The sequence below is a fragment of the Streptomyces mashuensis genome, assembly GCF_014654785.1.
GTDB lineage: Bacteria > Actinomycetota > Actinomycetes > Streptomycetales > Streptomycetaceae > Streptomyces > Streptomyces mashuensis.
Genome location: NZ_BNBD01000009.1, coordinates 93,698 through 112,752 on the forward strand (window position 1 = coordinate 93,698; position 19,055 = coordinate 112,752).

Genomic DNA, 19,055 nt, shown 5'->3' on the forward strand with positions numbered 1-19,055 from the left:
CGGGCCTGCGGGCCTCAGTGGCCGGGCTTGGGCAGGCCCGGGAGGTCGGTCGGCAGGTTGCTGGGGAGGGCGCTGGGCAGCGCCGTCGGCAGCTGGCCGGCGTCGGCCTTCTTGACGAAGGTCTCCCTGTCGCCGCCCTCCCAGAAGACGACCATCGAGGTGGCGTCCGACTTCTCGATCAGGCCCATCGTGCGCTTGGTGCTGCCGTCGGGGCACTTGAGGTCGATCGACTTGCCGCGGACCGTGCCGGTGCACAGGTGCTTGCCGCCGTCCGAGACCAGCGTGGCGGTGCCGGCCGAGAGCGACAAGCCCACGAGGCCGTCGGCGGTCTGCGCCGCATACCCGCCGTCCGTGGCGCCGGCCGCGCCGGAGCCGCCCTGCGTGGGCGCGGCGGTCGCCGAGGGCGCGGGCGGCGGCGTGGCGTCGCCCTTGTTCTTCTTGTCGTCGCTCCCGCTGGAACAACCGGTCATCAGCACAGCGGCGACGAGCGCCGCCCCCGTGATCTGCGCTGCCTTGCGCACCTGCATCTCCTCCTGGTGTTGCCTGCGGTTGAGCAGGGGCACGACAAGTTAGCAGGAGCCCCCGCCGGCCCCCGTCCGTCCGGTCCCGTCCGTCCGCTCCCGTCCGTCCGCTCCCGTCCGCCCTCGTCAGCCCACGGGCGGCAGGACGCGGCCGGTGACCTCGCCCAGGCCGATCCGGGCCCCGTCCGGCCCCGGCGCCCACGCGGTGATCGTCACCTCGTCGCCGTCGGCCAGCCAGGGGCCCTTGCCCTGCGTGAGTTCCAGCAGGCAGCCCAGCTGGTCCGGCTCGGGGCCGCTGACGGTGCCGGAGGCGTACAGGTCGCCGGTGCGCAGCGAGGCGCCGTTGACGGTCATGTGCGCCATCTGCTGGGCGGCCGTCCAGTACATGGCGGAGAACGGCGGCCGGGACACCGTCTCGCCGTTGATCGTCACCTCCAGCCGCAGGTCGATGCCGCCCGGCTCGCTGCCCGCGTCGTCCAGGTAGGGCAGCAGCGGGTGGCTGCGCTCCGGCGGCGCCGTGCGCGCGTGGTCGAACGCGTCCAGCGGCGTGATCCAGGCGGAGACGGACGTGGCGAAGGACTTGCCGAGGAACGGGCCCAGCGGCACGTACTCCCAGCCCTGGATGTCGCGCGCCGACCAGTCGTTGACCAGGCAGACGCCGAAGACGTGCTCGCGGAAGTCCGCCAGCGGCACGGGCGTGCCGGTGCGCGAGGGGGTGCCGACGACGAAGCCGACCTCGGCCTCCAGGTCCAGCCGCTGCGAGGGGCCGAAGGTGGGCAGCGCGTCGGCGGGCGCCTTGCGCTGGCCGCTGGGGCGCACGACGTCGGTGCCGGAGAGCACGACGGTGCCGGCGCGGCCGTGGTACCCGATGGGCAGGTGCTTCCAGTTGGGCGTGAGGGCCTCGCCGTTCGGCCGGAAGATGCGGCCGGCGTTGGTGGCGTGGTACTCGCTGGCGTAGAAGTCGACGTAGTCGGCGACCTCGAACGGCAGGTGCAGCGTCACCTCGTCCAGCGGGTGGAAGTACGGGCCCTCCAGCCAGGCCGGGATCTCCGACCGTACGGCCTGCCACACCGCGCGCCCGGCGGCCATGAGGGGGTTGAGCGACGGCCGGTCCAGCAGGCCGGCGTACGCGGAGCCGTGCGCGGCGGCTGCCGCCGCGGCGTCGAGCACGTACGCGCCGTAGCGCACGCCCACGCGCGGGCGGCCGGGCTCGTCGGAGGTGGTGAAGACGCCGTAGGGGAGGGTGTGGGCGCCGAAGGGATCGCCTTCGGGAAGCTCACGGGGGCTGTGCTGGGCCATGCGCTGCCTCGCCTTCTTCCGTGTGGCGCCGGGCGGTGCGGCCGGGCGCCGTGGACCGGACCACACATTACGTGGTCACCGCAAGAGGAGGCCGCCGAAGGACAGGTGTCCGATCGCTGGCTAAAGGGAGGGCAATGTCCGGCAATTCCTTGATGGAGCATGCGATTCCGAAGTAGCGTCCTAAGTCGGGTCACACACAGTGGGGGGCCGCTGAGGCTGGGTGGCCGAGGGGGGTGCTGGTGGCGAGCAGGAGCCCGCTCGTGGCGGCGGACCGGTCCGTACCCGGGCTGATTGTCAAGATCGGTGACTATCCCCTGCACCACGGCGGCGTCGGGGCGATCCGCAGCCTGGGCCGCCTGGGCGTGCCGATGTACGCCATCACCGAGGACAGATGGACCCCCGCCGCCCTGTCGCGCTACCTGCGCTCCTGCTTCGTCTGGCCGACCACCGGCACCGAGCGGCCGGAGGAGCTGGTCGAGGGGCTGCTGCGGATCGGGCGGCGCATCGGCCGGCCCTCGGTCCTCGTCCCGACCGACGAGGAGGCCGCGGTGCTGATCGCCGAGCACGCCGCCGAGCTGCGGGGCGCGTTCCTCTTCCCGCCGGTCGAGCCGGCGCTGCCCCGCCGGCTGGCCAGCAAGCAGGGGCTGCACGAGCTCTGCGCCGAGCACGGCGTGCCGTCGCCCGCCACCCTGTTCCCGGCCTCGTACGAGGAGATCGAGAAGTACGCCGCGACGGCCGCCTTCCCCCTGGTCGCCAAGAACCGCGAGGCGTTCGAGCGGCGCCGGCACCCCGCCGTGCACGGCACCACGCGCATCGGCGGCCCGCGCGAGCTGCTGGAGCTGGCGCGCGACTGGGGGCCGGTGCCCGGGGTGATCCTCCAGGAGTACCTGCCGCGGGAGGAGGCCGAGGACTGGATCGTGCACGCCTACTTCGACGCCGAGAGCACGCCGCTGGCGATGTTCACCGGCGTCAAGGTGCGGTCCTGGCCGCCGCACGCGGGCATGACGGCGCACGCCTACATCGTCGACAACCCGGAACTGGCCACCATGGCCGCGCAGTTCATCAAGCAGATCGGCTTCTGCGGGATCATCGACCTGGACTGGCGCTACGACCGCCGCGACGGCCGCTACAAGCTGCTGGACTTCAACCCCCGGATGGGCGCCCAGTTCCGCATGTTCGAGAACGAGGCCGGCATCGACGTCGTCCGCGCCCAGCACCTGGACCTGACCGGGCGGCCGGTCCCGGAGGCCGAGCAGCTCACCGGACGCCGCTTCGTCGTGGAGAACATCGACCTGCCCGCGCTCGCCGCCTACCGGCGCAGCGGCTACACCACCCCGCACGCCCCCGCGCGGGCCACCGGCACCGAGCTGGCCTGGGCCGCGCGCGACGACATGAAGCCGTTCTTCACCATGCTCGCCCGTTTCGTCCGGCCGGGCCTGCGACACCTGTGGCAGCTGTGGCGTTCCCGGCGTCGCGCCGCTGCCGCCGCCGGCTGACCCGGCCCGTTCACACCACCCACCAGTCACCGCGCCGAGCACTGCCCTTGGAGGGGACTCGTGACACTGCCCGTAGCCGTCATCGGGGCCGGTCCGTACGGCCTGTCGACCGCCGCCCACCTGAAGGCGCGCGCCGTGCCCACGCGCGTCTTCGGCTCGCCCATGGTGAGCTGGACCGACCACATGCCCGCCGGCATGCTGCTGAAGTCCACCCCGTCCGCCTCGGACATCGACGCCCCGCAGCCCGGCCACACCCTCCTCGACTACTGCCTGGACGTGGGCGAACGGCGGTACGAGTCGGACTGGGACGCCATCCCCGTCGAGACCTTCGCCGGCTACGGCCTGTGGTTCCAGCGGCGGCTGGTCTCCGGCCTGGAGCGCGAGCGCGTGGTCTCCGTCGAGCACCGCGGCGCCGGCGGGGGCTTCGAGCTCAAGCTCGACTCCGGCGAGCAGTTCGCCGCGCGGGCCGTCGTCGTCGCCACCGGCCTCACCGGCCTCTCCCGGCTCCCCGCCGAGCTCGCCGCCGCCGTACCGGGCGGCCCCTCGCCGGCCGGGCCCGTCTCCCACAGCTCCCAGCACCGCGACCTGTCGGCCTTCGCCGGCCGCGACGTGGTGATCATCGGCGCCGGCCAGTCGGCCCTGGAGACCGCCGTGCTGCTGGCCGAGGCGGGCGCCGCCACCGTACGGGTCGTGGCCCGGCGCCGCGGCGCCGTCCGCTTCGGCGCGGCCCCCGACGAGCAGCCGCCGTACAAGCCGGACACCCCCTTCGGGCGCGCCTGGTCGCTGTACGCCTTCTCCTACCACGCCGACCGCTTCCGGCACCTGCCCGCGCCCACCCGCCAGTACCTGGTCCGCCGGGTGCTGGGGCCGCTCGGCGCCTGGTGGCTGCGCGAGCGCTTCGTCGGCCGGGTGCAGGTCACCGAGGGCAAGCGCGTCGTGGCCGCCCGGGTCGAGTCCGGGCAGCCGGTGCTGACCCTCGCCGGCGAGGGGCGCGGCACGGAGAGCGAGCTGCGCGCCGACCATGTGATCGCCGCCACCGGCTACCGGGTGGACGTCGCGGCCATGGACTTCCTCGGCCCCGGCCTGCGCACCCGGCTCGCCGTCAGCGCCGGCGGGCCCCGGCTCGGCCCGGGCTACCAGTCCTCGGTGCCGGGGCTGTTCTTCACCGGGCTGCCCGCCGCGGCCAGCTTCGGGCCCGTGATGCGGTTCGTGTGCGGGACGGAGTACGCCTCGCCCCGGCTGGCGCGCACGGTGGCCGCCCTGTAGCGGCCGGAAGGGAGCGCGGCAGCGCCGTTTTCGCGTCATCGGACGCCGGACGGGCCGGAACCGGCCCGTCCGGCGTTTGTGCTCGTCGGGACGGTGCAGGAAGCTCCCGAGGAAGGCCCGGAGAAAGGGAAGGCGCCCACGGTGATCGACAGCCGACCGGATACGCTGACTTTTGGTGAAGACAGCGACACATCGACAATCCCCGTGTTCGCAGGCAGACAGGAGTACCCCTCGTGACCGTCGTCGGGCCATTCGGGCTGAGCGTGCGGGACCAGGCTCTTGAAGCCGACGTCCAGGCCGGGTTGGCCGCCGTCGAGGAGGGGCTCCTCGAGGCGACCAAGAGTGATGTGCCCTTCATCACCGAGGCCGCGCAGCACCTCGTCCAGGCCGGGGGCAAGCGGTTCCGCCCGCTCCTGGTGATGCTCGCCGCCCAGTTCGGCGACCCCCACGCGCCGGGCATCGTGCCCTCCGCCGTGGTGGTCGAGCTCACCCACCTGGCGACGCTCTACCACGACGACGTCATGGACGAGGCCACGGTGCGCCGCGGCGTGCCCAGCGCCAACACCCGCTGGGGCAACTCCGTGGCGGTCCTCACCGGCGACTTCCTCTTCGCCCGCGCCTCCCGGATACTCGCCGACCTGGGCCCGGAGGCCGTCCGCATCCAGTCCGAGGCGTTCGAGCGCCTGGTCACCGGCCAGATCCTGGAGACCGCCGGCCCGCGCGACGGCCGCGACCCCGTCGACCACTACCTCGACGTCCTGGCCGGCAAGACCGGCTCGCTCATCGCCGTCTCCGGCCGCTACGGCGCCATGATGTCCGGCGCCGACGAGCACGTCGTGGAGATCCTCACCCACTACGGCGAGCGGCTCGGCATCGCCTTCCAGCTCGCCGACGACGTGCTGGACATCGCCAGCGACTCGCACGAGTCCGGCAAGACCCCCGGCACCGACCTGCGCGAGGGCATCGCCACCCTGCCCGTGCTGCACGTGCGCGCCCGCGCCGCGGCCACCGGCGCGCCGGAGGACCTCGAGCTCTGCGCGATGCTCGACGGCGACCTCGCCGACGACGCCCTGCACGCCGAGGTGCTGCGCCGGCTGCGCGCCCACCCCGCGCTGGAGCAGGCCCGGCGGGACACCGTGCGGTACGCCCAGGAGGCCCGCGCGACGCTGGCCCCGCTGCCCGACTGCCCCGCGAAGAGGGCCCTGGAGGAGCTCTGCGACGCGGTGGTGCACCGGGCGGGCTGACCCCCGGCCGGTCCCTCTTCGGCAGGGTGGCTCCGCCCGGCGGCGGGCCGTCCCCTACGGGCCGTCATACCGGAGGCGTACGCCGACTTGATCCCGTCGGCTGACGACTCCGCCGGGCCGCTGCGGTGGAATGGAATGCGTCAGGTCCGGGGAACGACCCCCGAATTCCCGGGGGAATCCCCCGACTCGCATGCCGGCACCGCGCGGTCGGGCCACAATGAGCCCAGGTGTGGGCGAGTGCACGACGCGAAGACCGCCGCCGAAGACGGAGGTAGAGCACATGGCACGGATCCACCAGCCGAACCCGGGCGCCGAGGGCGCCGAGGGCGCCGAGGGCGCTGCGGGCACGGACGCCCCCGGCAGGGGCACCGGGCGCCGCAAGGCCGTCCGGTACGCGGTGCCGGTCGCGGTGGCCGGCGTCGCGGCGGCCACCATAGGCATCGGGTCGGCGCTCGCCAAGTCCGCCGACCCGGACCTGCCGCGGATCAGCGCCCAGGACCTCGTCGCGAAGATGGCGGCGTCCGACACCCAGCGCATATCCGGCTCGGTCAAGATCAGCACGGATCTGGGCCTGCCGTCGATGCCGTCCGGCTTCTCCCTGGAGGGCATGGGCGAGGGCAAGTCCGGCGGCAAGGGTGACAAGGGCGCCAAGGGCGACGGCTCCGCCGCCTCGCCCGAGAGCAAGCTGACCGAGCTGGTCTCCGGCACGCACACGCTGCGCGTGGCCGCCGACGGCCCCGACCGCCAGCGCCTTTCGGTCGTCGAGCGCGCCGCCGAGTACACCGTCGTGCACAACGGCGCCGACGTCTGGGCGTACGACAGCGCCTCCAACACCGTCCACCACTCGCGGAACGCCGAGCACGCGGCGGGCCGGCAGCAGGCCGAGCCCCGCGACCTGAGCAAGGCCACCCCGCAGCAGCTCGCCAAGCAGGCCCTGGACGCGGCCGGCAAGACCACCGACGTCTCCGTCGACGGCACGGCCAAGGTCGCCGGCCGCGACGCCTACCAGCTGGTGATCAAGCCCAAGCAGCAGGAGTCGACGGTCGGTGCGGTGCGCATCGCCGTGGACGCCAAGACCGGCGTGCCGCTGAAGTTCACCCTGTCCGCCAAGAGCGGCGGCAAGGCCGTCGTGGACGCCGGCTTCACGTCGGTGGACTTCGGCAAGCCCGCCGCCGGCGCCTTCACCTTCACGCCGCCCAAGGGCGCCAAGGTCACCGAGGGGGAGCCCGGCGGGCCCGCCCGGGACGGCCACGGCAAGGACGGCCACGGCAAGGACGGCGACCAGCCGCTCGGCAAGGGCCTGGGCGCGCTGGGCCTGCCCGGCGGCGGCACGGACTCCTCCGGCACCCGGGTGACGGGCGAGGGCTGGGCCTCGATCGTCGAGCTCAAGGGCGCGGACCCGGCCAAGAGCGCGAAGGGCGCGAAGGCCGGGGAGAAGAAGGGCGCGAACGACAAGAACGCCGAGGCGGTCCTCGACAGCTTCGGCAGCAAGGTCAGCGGCGACTTCGGCACCGGCCGGCTGTTCTCCACGCGCATCGTCAATGCCCTGATGACCGACGACGGGCGGGTCCTCGTCGGTGCCGTCAGCAAGGACGCGCTGGTCAAGGCCGCGAACGCCGCTCACAGCGGCAAGTGACCGGGGCCGCGCGGGGGCCCGGGGAGGGCGGGGGAGAGATGACGGCGGAGGAGCCGGCGATCGCCACGCAGGCGCTCACCAAGCGCTACCGGGGCGGCCGGCTCGCCGTGGACCGGCTCGACCTCCTCGTCCCGCGCGGCAGTGTCTTCGGGTTCCTCGGCCCCAACGGCTCCGGCAAGACCACCACCATCCGGATGCTCATGGGGCTGATCGAGCCCACCTCCGGCGTCGCCCGGGTCCTGGGCGAGGAGATGCCGCGGTCCGGCCGGCGGGTGCTGTCCCGGGTGGGGGCCCTCATCGAGGGCCCCGCCCCGTACGGCTTCCTGTCCGGCCGGGACAACCTGGCCCGGTACGACGCCGCCGACCCCACCGCCGACCCGCGCACCCGCGCGGCGCGCGTGGCCGCCGCCCTGGACCGGGTGGGGCTGACCGCCGCGGCCGGCAAGAAGGCCCGCGCCTACTCGCTGGGCATGAAGCAGCGCCTGGGGCTGGCCGCGGCCCTGTTGCGGCCGCGGGAGCTGCTCGTGCTGGACGAGCCCACCAACGGCCTCGACCCGCAGGGCATGCGCGAGATCCGGGCCCTGGTGCGGGACCTGGCGGCCGGCGGCACCACCGTCTTCCTCTCCTCCCACCTCCTCGACGAGATCGAGCAGGTGTGCACGCACGTCGCGGTGATGGCCCAGGGCCGGCTGCTCGTCCAGGGCACGGTGACCGAGCTGGCCTCGTCCGTGCGCGCCCGGCTGGGCGTCACCACCCCCGACACGGCCGACGCCGTACGGATCCTGAAGGAGCACGGCGTGACCGACCTCGCCGTCCGGGACGACCGCGTCAGCGGCGAGCTGCCGCCCGCCGCCCTCGTGGACCCGGCCGACCTCAACGCCGCCCTCGTCCGCGCCGGCGTCCGCGTCCGGGCCTTCGGCACGGAACGTGCCTCGCTGGAGGACGCCTTCGTGGCCCTCACCGGGGAGGGCTTCGATGTGGCGGGCTGAGTCCGTGCCCGGGGCCGCCGCGGGGTCCGCCGCCCAGTCCCGGCCCGCGGTGCCCGGGTGGCATCTGTCGCTGCTGCGGAACGAGATCCTCACGGTGTTCCGGCGCTGGCGCACGCTCGCGCTGCTGGGCGTACTCGCCGCCGTCCCCGTGCTCGTCGGCGTCGCCGTGAAGGTGGAGACGGGCGACGGCGGGCCGGGCGGCCACGGCGACGGGGGCCCGGCCTTCATCGCCCAGGTCACCGGCAACGGCCTCTTCCTCGTCTTCACGTCCCTGGCCGCGACCCTGCCGTTCTTCCTGCCCATGGCGGTCGGTGTGGTCGCCGGCGACTCCGTCGCGGGCGAGGCGGGCGCGGGCACGCTGCGCTATCTGCTCGTCGCCCCGGCCGGGCGCACCCGCCTGCTGCTGGTGAAGTACGCCTCGGTGCTGGTGTTCTGCCTGGCCGCCACGCTCGTCGTGGCGCTGTCCGCGCTCACGGTGGGGGCGCTGCTCTTCCCGCTGGGCGAGGTCACGCTGATCAGCGGGACGACGGTGTCGCTGGGGGAGGGGCTGCTGCGGGCGCTGCTCATCGCGCTGGTGGTGGCGGCCTCGCTGGCGGGCGTGGCGGCGCTGGGCCTGTTCGTCTCCACGCTGACGGGCAGTGGGATCGCGGCCATGGCCACCACGGTGGGCCTGCTGATCACGGTGCAGATCATGGACCAGTTCCCGCAGCTGGACGCCGTGCGGCCGTACTTCTTCCCGCACTACTGGATGGCCTTCGCGGACCTCCTGCGCGACCCCGTCACCACCGAGCAGCTCTGGCGCGACCTGGGCCTCCAGGGCCTCTACGTGGCCGTGTTCGGCTCGGCGGCCTGGGCGCGCTTCACCACGCGCGACGTCACGGCGTAGGCCCGTACGGGGCGGGTCGTACGGGGCGGGTCGTACGGCGTGGGCCCGCGCCGCCGCTGCGGCGCGGGCCCACCCTGTGGGGGGCGGCGGTCAGAAGGTGAGCTTCCAGCCGGCGAGCCGGCCCTCGTCCTGCGCGGCCACGTCCTGCACCCGCAGCTTCCAGGTGCCGTTGGCGGTCTCCGCCGACGCGTCGACCGTGTACGTCTCCACGACGTCCGCCGCCGAGTCGCCGGAGTCGGCGGGCTTCAGCCGGTACGTCCGGCCGCTCGGCCCGACCAGGTCGATCACCAGGTCGCCGCGGTAGCTGTGCCGGATCTCGACGCCCGCCTTGAGCGTGGCGGGGGCGTTGCCCGGCCGCCCGGTGACGGTGATCGGCGACTCCACGGCCGCGCCGGCGTCCGGGATGTCCAGCGGGGTGCGGTTCTCGAAGCTGGTGCCGGCCGGGGGCGTGGTGCCGCCGGAGCTCAGCGTCCACACGGCGTACGCGATCGCGTCGCTGTTGGTGTCGAGCGCGGTGTCGTTGATGTTCGCCGACGTGTCGCACGCCGAGTGGTAGCAGCGGTCGAACGCCTGCCCGGCCGTGCCGCCCCACTTCTGCGCCTGGGCCGCCGTCTTGCTGTACTCGGCGCCGCTGAACAGACCGCCCACCGGGACGCCCGCGTCCTTGAACGGCGCGTGGTCGGAGCGGCCGTCGCCCTCGGTCTCCGGCTCGGTGGCGATCTTGCGGGCGGCGTAGAAGTCCTTGAAGACCTGCTCGGCCTTCGGGTCGTCGTCGTAGACGAAGTAGCCGGGGTTGGGCGAGCCGATCATGTCGAAGTTCAGATAGGCGTCGATCTTCGAGCGCTCGGCGGCCGGCAGCTTGTTCACGTAGTTCCGGGACCCGACCATCCCGAGCTCCTCGGCTCCCCACCAGGCGAACCGCAGGTGCTTGTCGGGCTTGTAGCCCTCACGGGCGACGGTGAGCGCGACCTCGAGGATGCCGGCGGAGCCGGAGCCGTTGTCGTTGATGCCGGGGCCGCGGGTGACGGAGTCCAGGTGCGAGCCGGCGAAGACGACGTGGTCGGCGGAGCCGCCCGGCCAGTCGGCGATCAGGTTGTAGCCGGTGACGCCGCTGGACGTGAACTGCTGGACGGTGGTGGTGTAGCCGGCCGCGTCCAGCTTGCCCTTCACGTAGTCGAGCGAGGCCTTGTAGCCGCTGCGGCCGTGGGCGCGGTTGCCGCCGTTGGCGTTGGCGATGGACTGCAATTGCGCGAGATGCGCCTTGACATTGGCCACGGATATGTCCGGGGCGGCCGCACGTGCCGTGCCCGTCCGTCCGGCGAGCGCGGTGGTGGGAGCCGCGGTCGCCGGGGCGGAGGTCAGGGCCAGCAGTGCGGCGGTGACGGTCGCGCCGCCCGCCAGCAGGGTCGTGGTGGCGCGTGGTCTGCGTGTTCTGCGGGTGGTGGGGGTGGTGCGGGGCAGCGTTGGTCCGTGGAGTACGGGCATGGGGGGCTCCAACTCTGTTTGACGTGAGCATGATGCTCGGGAGCCCCTGGAACCCCGTCAAGGGCGGCTTTCGGACACCGCGCACCGGTATCCGGATATCGGGCGCACGTCGAGGACCCCGCGCCCGCCGCCCGGGCCCGCCCCGTCCACCCCGCGTCAGCGCGTGGAGGCCGCCGCCCCGGCGCCGTCCGCCGCGCCGGTCCCGGTGTCCGCCGGGCCGCTCTCCGTGCCCGCCGCCGCCGGCCCGGACGCAGCCGCCACGGCCTTCGCCCGCGCCTCGCGCAGCCGCGCCCGGCCCCTGCGGGCCGCCGCCAGCCCGTCCCAGGTCAGCAGCGCCAGCGCCAGCCAGACGAGCGCGAAGCCCGCCCACCGCTCCGCCGGCATCTCCTCGTGGAACACGGCGATGCCCAGCACGAAACCGAAGACCGGCGCCAGGTACTGGAGCATGCCCAGCACCGACAGCGGCAGCCGCACCGCCGCCGCGCCGAACGAGATCAGCGGCAGCGCGGTGATCGCACCCGTGCCCACGAGCAGCAGGGCGTGGCCCGTGCCCTCCGAGGCGAACGTCGACCGGCCCTGGCCGCCCAGGAAGAACAGCATCGCGAGCGCCGGCAGGAACTGCACGGCCGTCTCGGTGGCCATCGACTCCAGGCCGCCCAGCCCCACCTTCTTCTTGATCAGGCCGTACGCGGCGAAGGTGGCGGCCAGGCCCAGCGCGATCCACGGCGGCTTGCCGTAACCCACCGTCAGCACGACGACGGCCGCCACGCCCACGGCCACCGCCGCCCACTGCACCGGCCGCAGCCGCTCGCGCAGCACGAGCACGCCGAGGACGATGGTCACCAGCGGGTTGATGAAGTACCCCAGGGCCGTCTCGACGACGTGCCCGGAGTTCACGCCCCAGATGTAGATGCCCCAGTTCGTCGAGATGAGCACCGCGCCCAGCGAGGCCAGCGCCAGCCGCCGGGGCTCCCGCAGCAGCGGGCGTATCCACGCCCAGCGGCGCGTCACGGCCAGGACGACGGCGACGGCGGCCAGGGACCACACCATGCGGTGCGCGAGGATCTCCAGCGCCCCGGCCGGCTCCAGCAGCGGCCAGTACAGCGGGAAGAGGCCCCAGATGCCGTAGGCGAGGACCCCGCACAGCAGGCCGGTGCGGTGTTCACTGCGTGATGGCTGAGACGGCAGCACGGTATCCCCTCCCAGGGTGTGAAAACGGCGACGACCCAGCGACGTTAGACCGTCCGGCCCGGTGCTGTCATGTGCGTACCGCATGACGGTCATGGCCCCCCGGTCCGGCGGGCTTCCGGCAGCCCCCGGGCACGCCGGAGGCCGGGTGCCCGGTCTCCGGGACACCCGGCCTCCGGCCGGCGGTGACGGGGGCTACCCCACCACCGTCCAGGTGTCGTTGCCCGCGAGCAGCGTCGCCAGGTCGCCCTTGCCGCGCTGCTCCACGGCGGTGTCCAGCTGCTCCGCCATCAGCGTGTCGTACACCGGGCGCTGCACGTCGCGGAAGACGCCGATGGGGGTGTGGTGCAGCGTCGTCGGGTCCGCCAGCCGGGACAGGGCGAACGCCGTCGTCGGCGAGGCGGCGTGCGCGTCGTGCACCAGCACGTCCGCCTCGTTCTCCGGCGTCACCTCCACCACGTGCAGGTCACCGGTGGCCCGGTCGCGGACCACGCCCTTGGCGCCGTCCGCGCCGAACCGCACCGGCTCGCCGTGCTGGAGCCGGATCACGGCCTCCTGCGCCTGCTGCTTGTCCTTGACGACGTCGAACGCGCCGTCGTTGAAGATGTTGCAGTTCTGGTAGATCTCCACCAGCGCCGTGCCCGGGTGGGCCGCCGCCGCGCGCAGCACCTCCGTCAGGTGCTTGCGGTCCGAGTCGACCGTGCGGGCCACGAACGTCGCCTCGGCGCCCAGCGCCAGCGACACCGGGTTGAAGGGCGCGTCGAGGGAGCCCATCGGCGTCGACTTGGTGATCTTCCCGACCTCGGAGGTGGGGCTGTACTGGCCCTTCGTCAGCCCGTAGATCCGGTTGTTGAACAGCAGGATCTTGAGGTTGACGTTCCGTCGCAGCGCGTGGATGAGGTGGTTGCCGCCGATGGACAGCGCGTCGCCGTCACCGGTGACCACCCACACCGACAGGTCCCGCCGCGAGGTGGCCAGGCCCGTGGCGATGGCCGGGGCGCGGCCGTGGATGGAGTGCATCCCGTAGGTGTTCATGTAGTACGGGAAGCGGGAGGAGCAGCCGATGCCGGAGACGAAGACGACGTTCTCCCGGGCCAGGCCGAGCTCGGGCATGAAGCCCTGCACGGCGGCGAGGATCGCGTAGTCGCCGCACCCGGGGCACCAGCGCACCTCCTGGTCGGACTTGAAGTCCTTCATCGACTGCTGCCCCGTGGCCCGGGGGACGAGCGCCAGCGCCTCGGGGGTCTTCCCCGCCGTCGTCTCAGCCATCGATGGCCTCCTTGAGCACATCAGCGAGCTGCTCGGCCTTGAACGGCATGCCGCTGACCTGGGTGTGGGAGCGGATGTCGATCAGGTACTTCGCCCGCAGCAGGGTCGCGAGCTGGCCGAGGTTCATCTCCGGTACGACCACCTTCTCGAAACGGCCCAGCACCTCGCCCAGGTTCCGCGGGAACGGGTTGAGGTGCCGCAGGTGCGCCTGGGCGACCTTGCCGCCGGCCGCGCGGACCCGCCGCACGGCGGCCGTGACGGGCCCGTACGTCGAGCCCCAGCCCAGCACCAGCAGCCCGGCGTCGCCCGACGGGTCGTCCACCGCCACGTCGGGCACCTCGACGCCGTCGACCTTGGCCTGCCGGGTGCGGACCATGAAGTCGTGGTTGGCCGGGTCGTACGAGATGTTGCCCGTGCCGTCCTGCTTCTCGATGCCGCCGATGCGGTGCTCCAGACCGGGCGTGCCCGGCAGGGCCCACGGGCGGGCCAGCGTGTGCGGGTCGCGCTTGTAGGGCCAGAACACCTCGGTGCCGTCGGCCAGCGTGTGGTTGGGCGACGTCGCGAAGTGCACCCGCAGGTCGGGCAGTTCGTCCGGCTCGGGGATGCGCCAGGGCTCCGAGCCGTTGGCGAGGTAGCCGTCGGACAGCAGGAAGACCGGGGTGCGGTAGGTGAGCGCGATCCGGGCCGCGTCCAGTGCCGCGTCGAAGCAGTCGGCCGGGGTGCGCGGCGCCACGACGGGCACCGGCGCCTCGCCGTTGCGCCCGTACATCGCCTGCAACAGGTCGGCCTGCTCGGTCTTGGTGGGCAGGCCCGTGGACGGGCCGCCGCGCTGGATGTCCACGATCAGCAGTGGCAGTTCCAGCGACACGGCCAGGCCGATGGTCTCCGACTTCAGCGCCACACCGGGCCCCGAGGTGGTGGTGACGGCCAGCGACCCGCCGAACGCCGCGCCCAGCGCCGCGCCGATGCCGGCGATCTCGTCCTCGGCCTGGAAGGTGCGCACGCCGAAGTTCTTGTGCTTCGACAGCTCGTGCAGGATGTCGGAGGCCGGCGTGATCGGGTACGAGCCGAGGTACAGCGGCAGGTCCGCCTGGCGGGCGGCGGCGATCAGGCCGTACGACAGGGCGAGGTTGCCGGAGATGTTGCGGTAGGTGCCCGGCGGGAACGCGGAGGTGGCGGGCGCCACCTCGTAGGAGACGGCGAAGTCCTCCGTCGTCTCGCCGAAGTTCCAGCCGGCCCGGAAGGCCACCACGTTCGCCTCGGCGATCTCCGGCTTCTTCGCGAACTTCTGCCGCAGGAACGCCTCGGTGCTCTCGGTCGGCCGGTGGTACATCCACGACAGCAGGCCCAGCGCGAACATGTTCTTGCTGCGCTCGGCCTCCTTGCGGGACAGGCCGAAGTCCTTCAGCGCCTCGATCGTCAGCGTCGTCAGCGGCACCGGGTGGACGCGGAACGCCTCCAGCGTGCCGTCCTCCAGGGGGCTGGTGTCCCAGCCCACCTTGGCCATGGGCCGCTTGGCGAACTCGTCCGTGTTGACGATGATCTCCGCGCCCGGCGGCAGGTCGCCCAGGTTGGCCTTGAGCGCCGCGGGGTTCATCGCGACCAGCACGTCCGGCCGGTCGCCCGGCGTGAGGATGTCGTGGTCGGCGAAGTGCAGCTGGAAGGAGGACACGCCGGGCAGCGTCCCGGCGGGGGCGCGGATCTCGGCGGGGAAGTTGGGGAGGGTCGACAGGTCGTTGCCGAACGACGCCGTCTCGGACGTGAAGCGGTCCCCGGTGAGCTGCATCCCGTCGCCGGAGTCGCCCGCGAACCGGATGATCACCCGGTCGAGCCGGCGGACCTCCTTGGCGGGCGGTTGGGCGGGCGGATCGGCGGGTGCGGCCTGCTCGGCCGGGCTGCTGACCTGGCTGGTCACTGCTTCGGACCTCCCTCGTGGCGGCGCCGCGCCTTTGGTGGCGCCCACCGGCGTTCCCACGGCCATCGTACGTTCTGGCGATCTCGTCTCGGGGGGAAGTGTCGCCCCGCGCTCTGATGCCGCGCTGACGGCGCCGGCCCGGCCCGCGGAGCGCTCCCCCTTCCGACGGTAGGCCCCTACGACCGGAGGTAGGTGAGGACGGCGAGCACCCGCCGGTGATCCGCGTCACTCGGCGACAGCCCCAGCTTCAGGAAGATGTTGCTGACGTGCTTCTCCACCGCGCCGTCGCTGACCACCAGGGCGCGGGCGATGGCGGAGTTCGTCCGGCCCTCGGCCATCAGGCCCAGCACCTCCCGCTCACGGGGCGTCAGCGCGGCCACCACGTCCTGCTTGCGGCTGCGGCCCAGCAGCTGGGCGACGACCTCGGGGTCCAGGGCGGTGCCGCCCCGGGCCACCCGCACCACCGCGTCGACGAACTCGCGCACCTCGGCCACCCGGTCCTTCAGCAGGTAGCCCACGCCGCGCGTGTTGCCGGCCAGCAGCTCGGTCGCGTACTGCTCCTCCACATACTGCGACAGCACCAGCACGCCCAGGCCGGGGTGGTCGCGGCGCAGCCGCACCGCGGCCCGTACGCCCTCGTCGGTGTGCGTGGGCGGCATCCGCACGTCGGCGACCACCACGTCCGGCAGCTCGCCGCCGTCGGCCAGCTCGCCGACGGTCTTCACCAGCGCGTCCGCGTCGCCCACCCCGGCGACCACGTCGTGGCCGAGGTCGGTCAGCAGCCGGGTGAGGCCCTCCCGCAGCAGTACCGAGTCCTCGGCGATGACGACCCGCACCCTGTCCTCCACGATCACGACCCACGGCCCCCTGCGCGCTGGTACGTACGCCACCGGTACGTACGGAAAACGGTGAACCGCACCAGCATTGCAGCAACCGGCACCGGGGCGGGGCGCCCCGGTGCCGGTGCCGTCCCCCGGGGGACGGGTGGTTCAGGGGCGCCAGGGCAGCTCCGCGGTGACCACGGTGGGGCCGCCGGGGACCGAGTCGACGTCGAGCACGCCGTCGACGGCACGCAGCCGGTCGGTCAGGCCCGCCAGGCCACCGCCCGGGCGTATGAGCGCCCCGCCGCGGCCGTCGTCGGCCACCCGCAGCATCAGCCGGTTGCCCGAGCGCCACACGTCGACGCTCGCCGTGGTGGCGCCGCTGTGCTTGCTGATGTTCTCCAGCAGCTCGGAGACGGTGAAGTAGGCGATGCCCTCTATGGCGGACGCGGGGCGGGACGGCAGGCCGCCGACCTCGGTGGTCACCGGCACGCTGCAGCGCGCGGCCAGCGCGGAGAGGGCGGGGCCGAGGCCGCGGTCGGTGAGGATGGCGGGGTGGATGCCGCGGGCGAGGTCGCGGAGCTCCTGGAGGACGCGCTTCACCTCGCCGTGGGCGTGCTCCACCATCACCACGGCGCTCGGGGGATCGGCCAGCGCCGTCTCCTTGGCCATGTCCAGGCCGACGGCGAGGTGGGCGAGGCGGGCCTGGGCACCGTCGTGCAGCTTGCGCTCGATGCGGCGCAGGTCGGCGGCGGCGGTGTCCTCGGCCACGCCGCGGTCCTCCTCCAGCTCCCACACCCGCTCGGCCAGCCGCGACGGACCCAGCAGCCCGGAGACCAGCAGCCGGTTCACCTGGGTGAGCGACCGCAGGATCCACGGCGAGGCCATCACCACGGCGAAGCCGAGGGCACAGGTGAAGCCGATCTCGTAGGGCGTGTCCAGGTAGAAGGAGCGGCCGTGCGAGTCGCCCCAGATCTGCATGCCGGGGCGGTGCGCGAACCGCGGCAGCGTCCACTGCCACACGGGGTACGTGAACAGCGCCCAGCCGACCGACCACAGTGTGACCGCCGTGACGAAGGTGAGCACGGCCCAGGGGAAGCACACCAGCGCGTACACCAGGTGCCGCCACGAGGTGCCGTCCTTCAGCAGCGCCCCCACCCAGGCCATGAGCCCGGTGCTGCGGCTGCGGCGGGCCCGCAGCCGGAGGGGCTCGGGCGCGGCCACGTCCTGGCCGAGCAGCGCGCGGGCCCGGGCCCGCTCCAGGACGCCCATGCCGCGCGCACCGGCGAGGGTGAAGGCCAGCAGCGGCACCCCTATGAAGGTGACCAGCAGGCCGGCGGAGGTGGCGGTCAGGGTGATGGCGATGCAGAACAGCGCCGTCGCGATCGGGAAGCCGGTGAGGGCGTAGAGGAGCTCGCCCCAGGTGCGGCCCTCCAGCGGCGCGCGCAGCACGGCGGGCACGCGGTGGGGCCGGTGCGCCGCGGCGGTGGCCGTGGCGTCGGGTCCGTGGTCGATGGCCGTATTCACGTCGTCCTCGTCGTCCTCGTCGGCTTCGGTGGTCGTGGTTCCAGGTGGTGCCCGGTGTTTTCCGGTGTGCTTCCAGACTCGCGTGCGGGGCCGCGCGGAACCATGCGGCGGGTCGGTGTCCTGGGGGTGGGGCTGTCCCCACCCCCGGGCCGGGGGCGGGCCGCCGAGGGCAGGTCAGGCCGGGCCGGGGCGCGGTGCGGTGCGGTCGCGCCAGGGCACCTCCGCGGTGATCACCGTGGGGCCGCCGGGCGGCGAGTCGACGGCGAACCGCCCGTCGACCGAGCGCAGCCGCTCGGCCAGGCCCGCCAGCCCGCTGCCGCCGCCGGTACGGGCGCCGCCCCGGCCGTCGTCGGTCACCCGCAGCGTCAGCCGGTGCCGCGAGCGCGCGACCTCCACGGTCGCCGTGGAGGCGCCGCTGTGCTTGCTGACGTTCTGCAGCAGCTCGGAGACGGTGAAGTAGGCGATGCCCTCCACCGCCGGCGCGGGCCGCTCGGCCAGGTCCACCTGGACCCGTACGGGCACGGTGCAACGCCCGGCGACCGACGAGAGGGCGGGGCCGAGACCGCGGTCGGTGAGGATGGCGGGGTGGATGCCGCGGGCCAGGTCGCGGAGCTCCTGAAGGGCCAGCTTCACCTCGCCGTGGGCCTCGTCGACCATCGCCGCGGCGGCCTCCGGGTCCTTCAGCAGCTTCTCCTTGGCCAGGCCGAGCCCCATCGCGAGCGCCACGAGCCGGGCCTGGGCGCCGTCGTGCAGATCGCGCTCGATGCGGCGCAGGTCCGCGGCGGCCGTGTCCACGACCACGCCGCGGTCCTCCTCCAGCTCCGCGATGCGCCGCTCCAGCTCGCTGGAGGGCGACAGCAGGCCGCGCACCGTCGCCCGGTCGACGTACGCCAGGCCACGCGCTATGTGGCCCAGCACCGGCCAGGCCACGAAGAACGAGACCGCGACGATGGCGAACGTGAGAAGAGCCCATGGCAGTCGTGTGAAGCCGTAGAGCGCCGTCCGCCACGCCACCGGGTCCTTCAGCGCCGGCCACAGCCAGCCGAAGAACCCCGGCCGGCGCAGCTGCCGCGGTGGCAGGCTCGGCTCCTCGATCCGCACCCCCAGCAGCCACCGGGCCCGCGCCCGCTCGGCCCGGCCCAGCAGCCGCGTGCCCGACAGGCCCACCGCCAGCAGCGGCAGGCCGACGACCGTCACCGACAGTGCGGCGCCCATGGCCAGCCAGACGGCGACGTAGAGGAAGCCGGCCAGCCCCACGGGGAGGTTCAGCAGGAGGTACGCGACCTCCTTCCAGGTGGTCGCGTCGTAGGCGAGGCGGGCGGGCGGCAGCCGCTCCTCGCAGTCCTGTGCCCCGCTGGGTGTACGGGTGGTACTGACGGTCATGCGGCAAGCCTGCCGGGTGAGGGCGGAGCCCCGCCATGGGGGCCGTGGGCGGACCCGGGGTGGGGTTGTCCCCACCCCCCGGTGGGGGCCCCGGGCCGGCCGGGCCCCGGACGGGGCGGCCCGTACCGGA

The 19,055-nt window shown here is 73.8% G+C and carries 15 protein-coding genes; 6 read left to right on the plus strand and 9 right to left on the minus strand.

Annotated elements, in window-relative coordinates; all coding sequences use genetic code 11:
- Positions 1-14 precede the first annotated feature (14 nt).
- Entirely contained in the window at positions 15-521 is a 507-nt protein-coding gene (locus tag IE305_RS21225) for a hypothetical protein (protein ID WP_190131273.1), read from the minus strand.
- 126 nt (positions 522-647) lie between these two features.
- Complete coding sequence (gene fahA / locus IE305_RS21230; RefSeq protein WP_190131274.1) at positions 648-1,820, minus strand: fumarylacetoacetase; 1,173 nt, start codon at positions 1,818-1,820, stop codon at positions 648-650.
- A gap of 239 nt (positions 1,821-2,059) precedes the next feature.
- Between fahA and IE305_RS21235 the strand changes: the two genes are divergently transcribed.
- The 6 genes from IE305_RS21235 (at position 2,060) to IE305_RS21260 (ending at position 9,337) form a co-directional block, all read left to right on the plus strand.
- Positions 2,060-3,316, plus strand: coding sequence for a carboxylate--amine ligase (locus tag IE305_RS21235; RefSeq protein ID WP_190131275.1), 1,257 nt, complete (start codon positions 2,060-2,062; stop codon positions 3,314-3,316).
- 60 nt (positions 3,317-3,376) lie between these two features.
- Positions 3,377-4,582, plus strand: a complete 1,206-nt coding sequence (locus tag IE305_RS21240; RefSeq protein WP_190131276.1) for an NAD(P)-binding domain-containing protein — start codon at positions 3,377-3,379, stop codon at positions 4,580-4,582.
- A gap of 233 nt (positions 4,583-4,815) precedes the next feature.
- Complete coding sequence (locus tag IE305_RS21245; protein ID WP_190131277.1) at positions 4,816-5,826, plus strand: polyprenyl synthetase family protein; 1,011 nt, start codon at positions 4,816-4,818, stop codon at positions 5,824-5,826.
- Between the two features lie 280 nt (positions 5,827-6,106).
- Positions 6,107-7,462 (plus strand): LolA family protein, encoded by a 1,356-nt coding sequence (locus tag IE305_RS21250; protein ID WP_190131278.1) that lies wholly within the window; start codon positions 6,107-6,109, stop codon positions 7,460-7,462.
- Positions 7,463-7,500: 38 nt separating this feature from the next.
- Complete coding sequence (locus IE305_RS21255) at positions 7,501-8,451, plus strand: ABC transporter ATP-binding protein (protein ID WP_190131279.1); 951 nt, start codon at positions 7,501-7,503, stop codon at positions 8,449-8,451.
- Complete coding sequence (locus tag IE305_RS21260; protein ID WP_190131280.1) at positions 8,438-9,337, plus strand: ABC transporter permease; 900 nt, start codon at positions 8,438-8,440, stop codon at positions 9,335-9,337. The genes IE305_RS21255 and IE305_RS21260 overlap by 14 nt, the downstream gene beginning before the upstream one ends.
- 90 nt (positions 9,338-9,427) lie before the next feature.
- On the opposite strand, the gene IE305_RS21265 is transcribed toward IE305_RS21260, so the two are convergent.
- The 7 genes from IE305_RS21265 to IE305_RS21295 form a co-directional block, all read right to left on the minus strand.
- On the minus strand, positions 9,428-10,822 hold the full coding sequence (locus IE305_RS21265) for a M28 family metallopeptidase (RefSeq protein ID WP_229891304.1): 1,395 nt from the start codon (positions 10,820-10,822) through the stop codon (positions 9,428-9,430).
- 156 nt (positions 10,823-10,978) lie between these two features.
- Complete coding sequence (rarD, locus tag IE305_RS21270; RefSeq protein WP_229891327.1) at positions 10,979-12,010, minus strand: EamA family transporter RarD; 1,032 nt, start codon at positions 12,008-12,010, stop codon at positions 10,979-10,981.
- 195 nt (positions 12,011-12,205) lie between these two features.
- Entirely contained in the window at positions 12,206-13,279 is a 1,074-nt protein-coding gene (locus IE305_RS21275; RefSeq protein ID WP_190131282.1) for a 2-oxoacid:ferredoxin oxidoreductase subunit beta, read from the minus strand.
- Positions 13,272-15,194 (minus strand): 2-oxoacid:acceptor oxidoreductase subunit alpha, encoded by a 1,923-nt coding sequence (locus IE305_RS21280; RefSeq protein ID WP_190131283.1) that lies wholly within the window; start codon positions 15,192-15,194, stop codon positions 13,272-13,274. The genes IE305_RS21275 and IE305_RS21280 overlap by 8 nt, the downstream gene beginning before the upstream one ends.
- Before the next feature lie 176 nt (positions 15,195-15,370).
- Positions 15,371-16,030, minus strand: coding sequence for a response regulator transcription factor (locus tag IE305_RS21285; RefSeq protein WP_190131433.1), 660 nt, complete (start codon positions 16,028-16,030; stop codon positions 15,371-15,373).
- A 153-nt stretch (positions 16,031-16,183) separates the two neighbouring features.
- Complete coding sequence (locus IE305_RS21290; protein ID WP_190131284.1) at positions 16,184-17,542, minus strand: sensor histidine kinase; 1,359 nt, start codon at positions 17,540-17,542, stop codon at positions 16,184-16,186.
- A gap of 174 nt (positions 17,543-17,716) precedes the next feature.
- On the minus strand, positions 17,717-18,925 hold the full coding sequence (locus IE305_RS21295) for a sensor histidine kinase (RefSeq protein WP_190131285.1): 1,209 nt from the start codon (positions 18,923-18,925) through the stop codon (positions 17,717-17,719).
- Positions 18,926-19,055 lie beyond the last annotated feature (130 nt).

Coding starts and splice junctions, on each gene's coding strand:
- fahA (WP_190131274.1), bottom strand. CDS start 1,820: ATGGCCCAGCACAGCCCCCGTGAGCTTCCCGAAGGCGATCCCTTCGGC.
- IE305_RS21275 (WP_190131282.1), bottom strand. CDS start 13,279: ATGGCTGAGACGACGGCGGGGAAGACCCCCGAGGCGCTGGCGCTCGTC.
- IE305_RS21295 (WP_190131285.1), bottom strand. CDS start 18,925: ATGACCGTCAGTACCACCCGTACACCCAGCGGGGCACAGGACTGCGAG.
- IE305_RS21260 (WP_190131280.1), top strand. CDS start 8,438: ATGTGGCGGGCTGAGTCCGTGCCCGGGGCCGCCGCGGGGTCCGCCGCC.
- IE305_RS21250 (WP_190131278.1), top strand. CDS start 6,107: ATGGCACGGATCCACCAGCCGAACCCGGGCGCCGAGGGCGCCGAGGGC.
- IE305_RS21255 (WP_190131279.1), top strand. CDS start 7,501: ATGACGGCGGAGGAGCCGGCGATCGCCACGCAGGCGCTCACCAAGCGC.
- IE305_RS21265 (WP_229891304.1), bottom strand. CDS start 10,822: ATGCCCGTACTCCACGGACCAACGCTGCCCCGCACCACCCCCACCACC.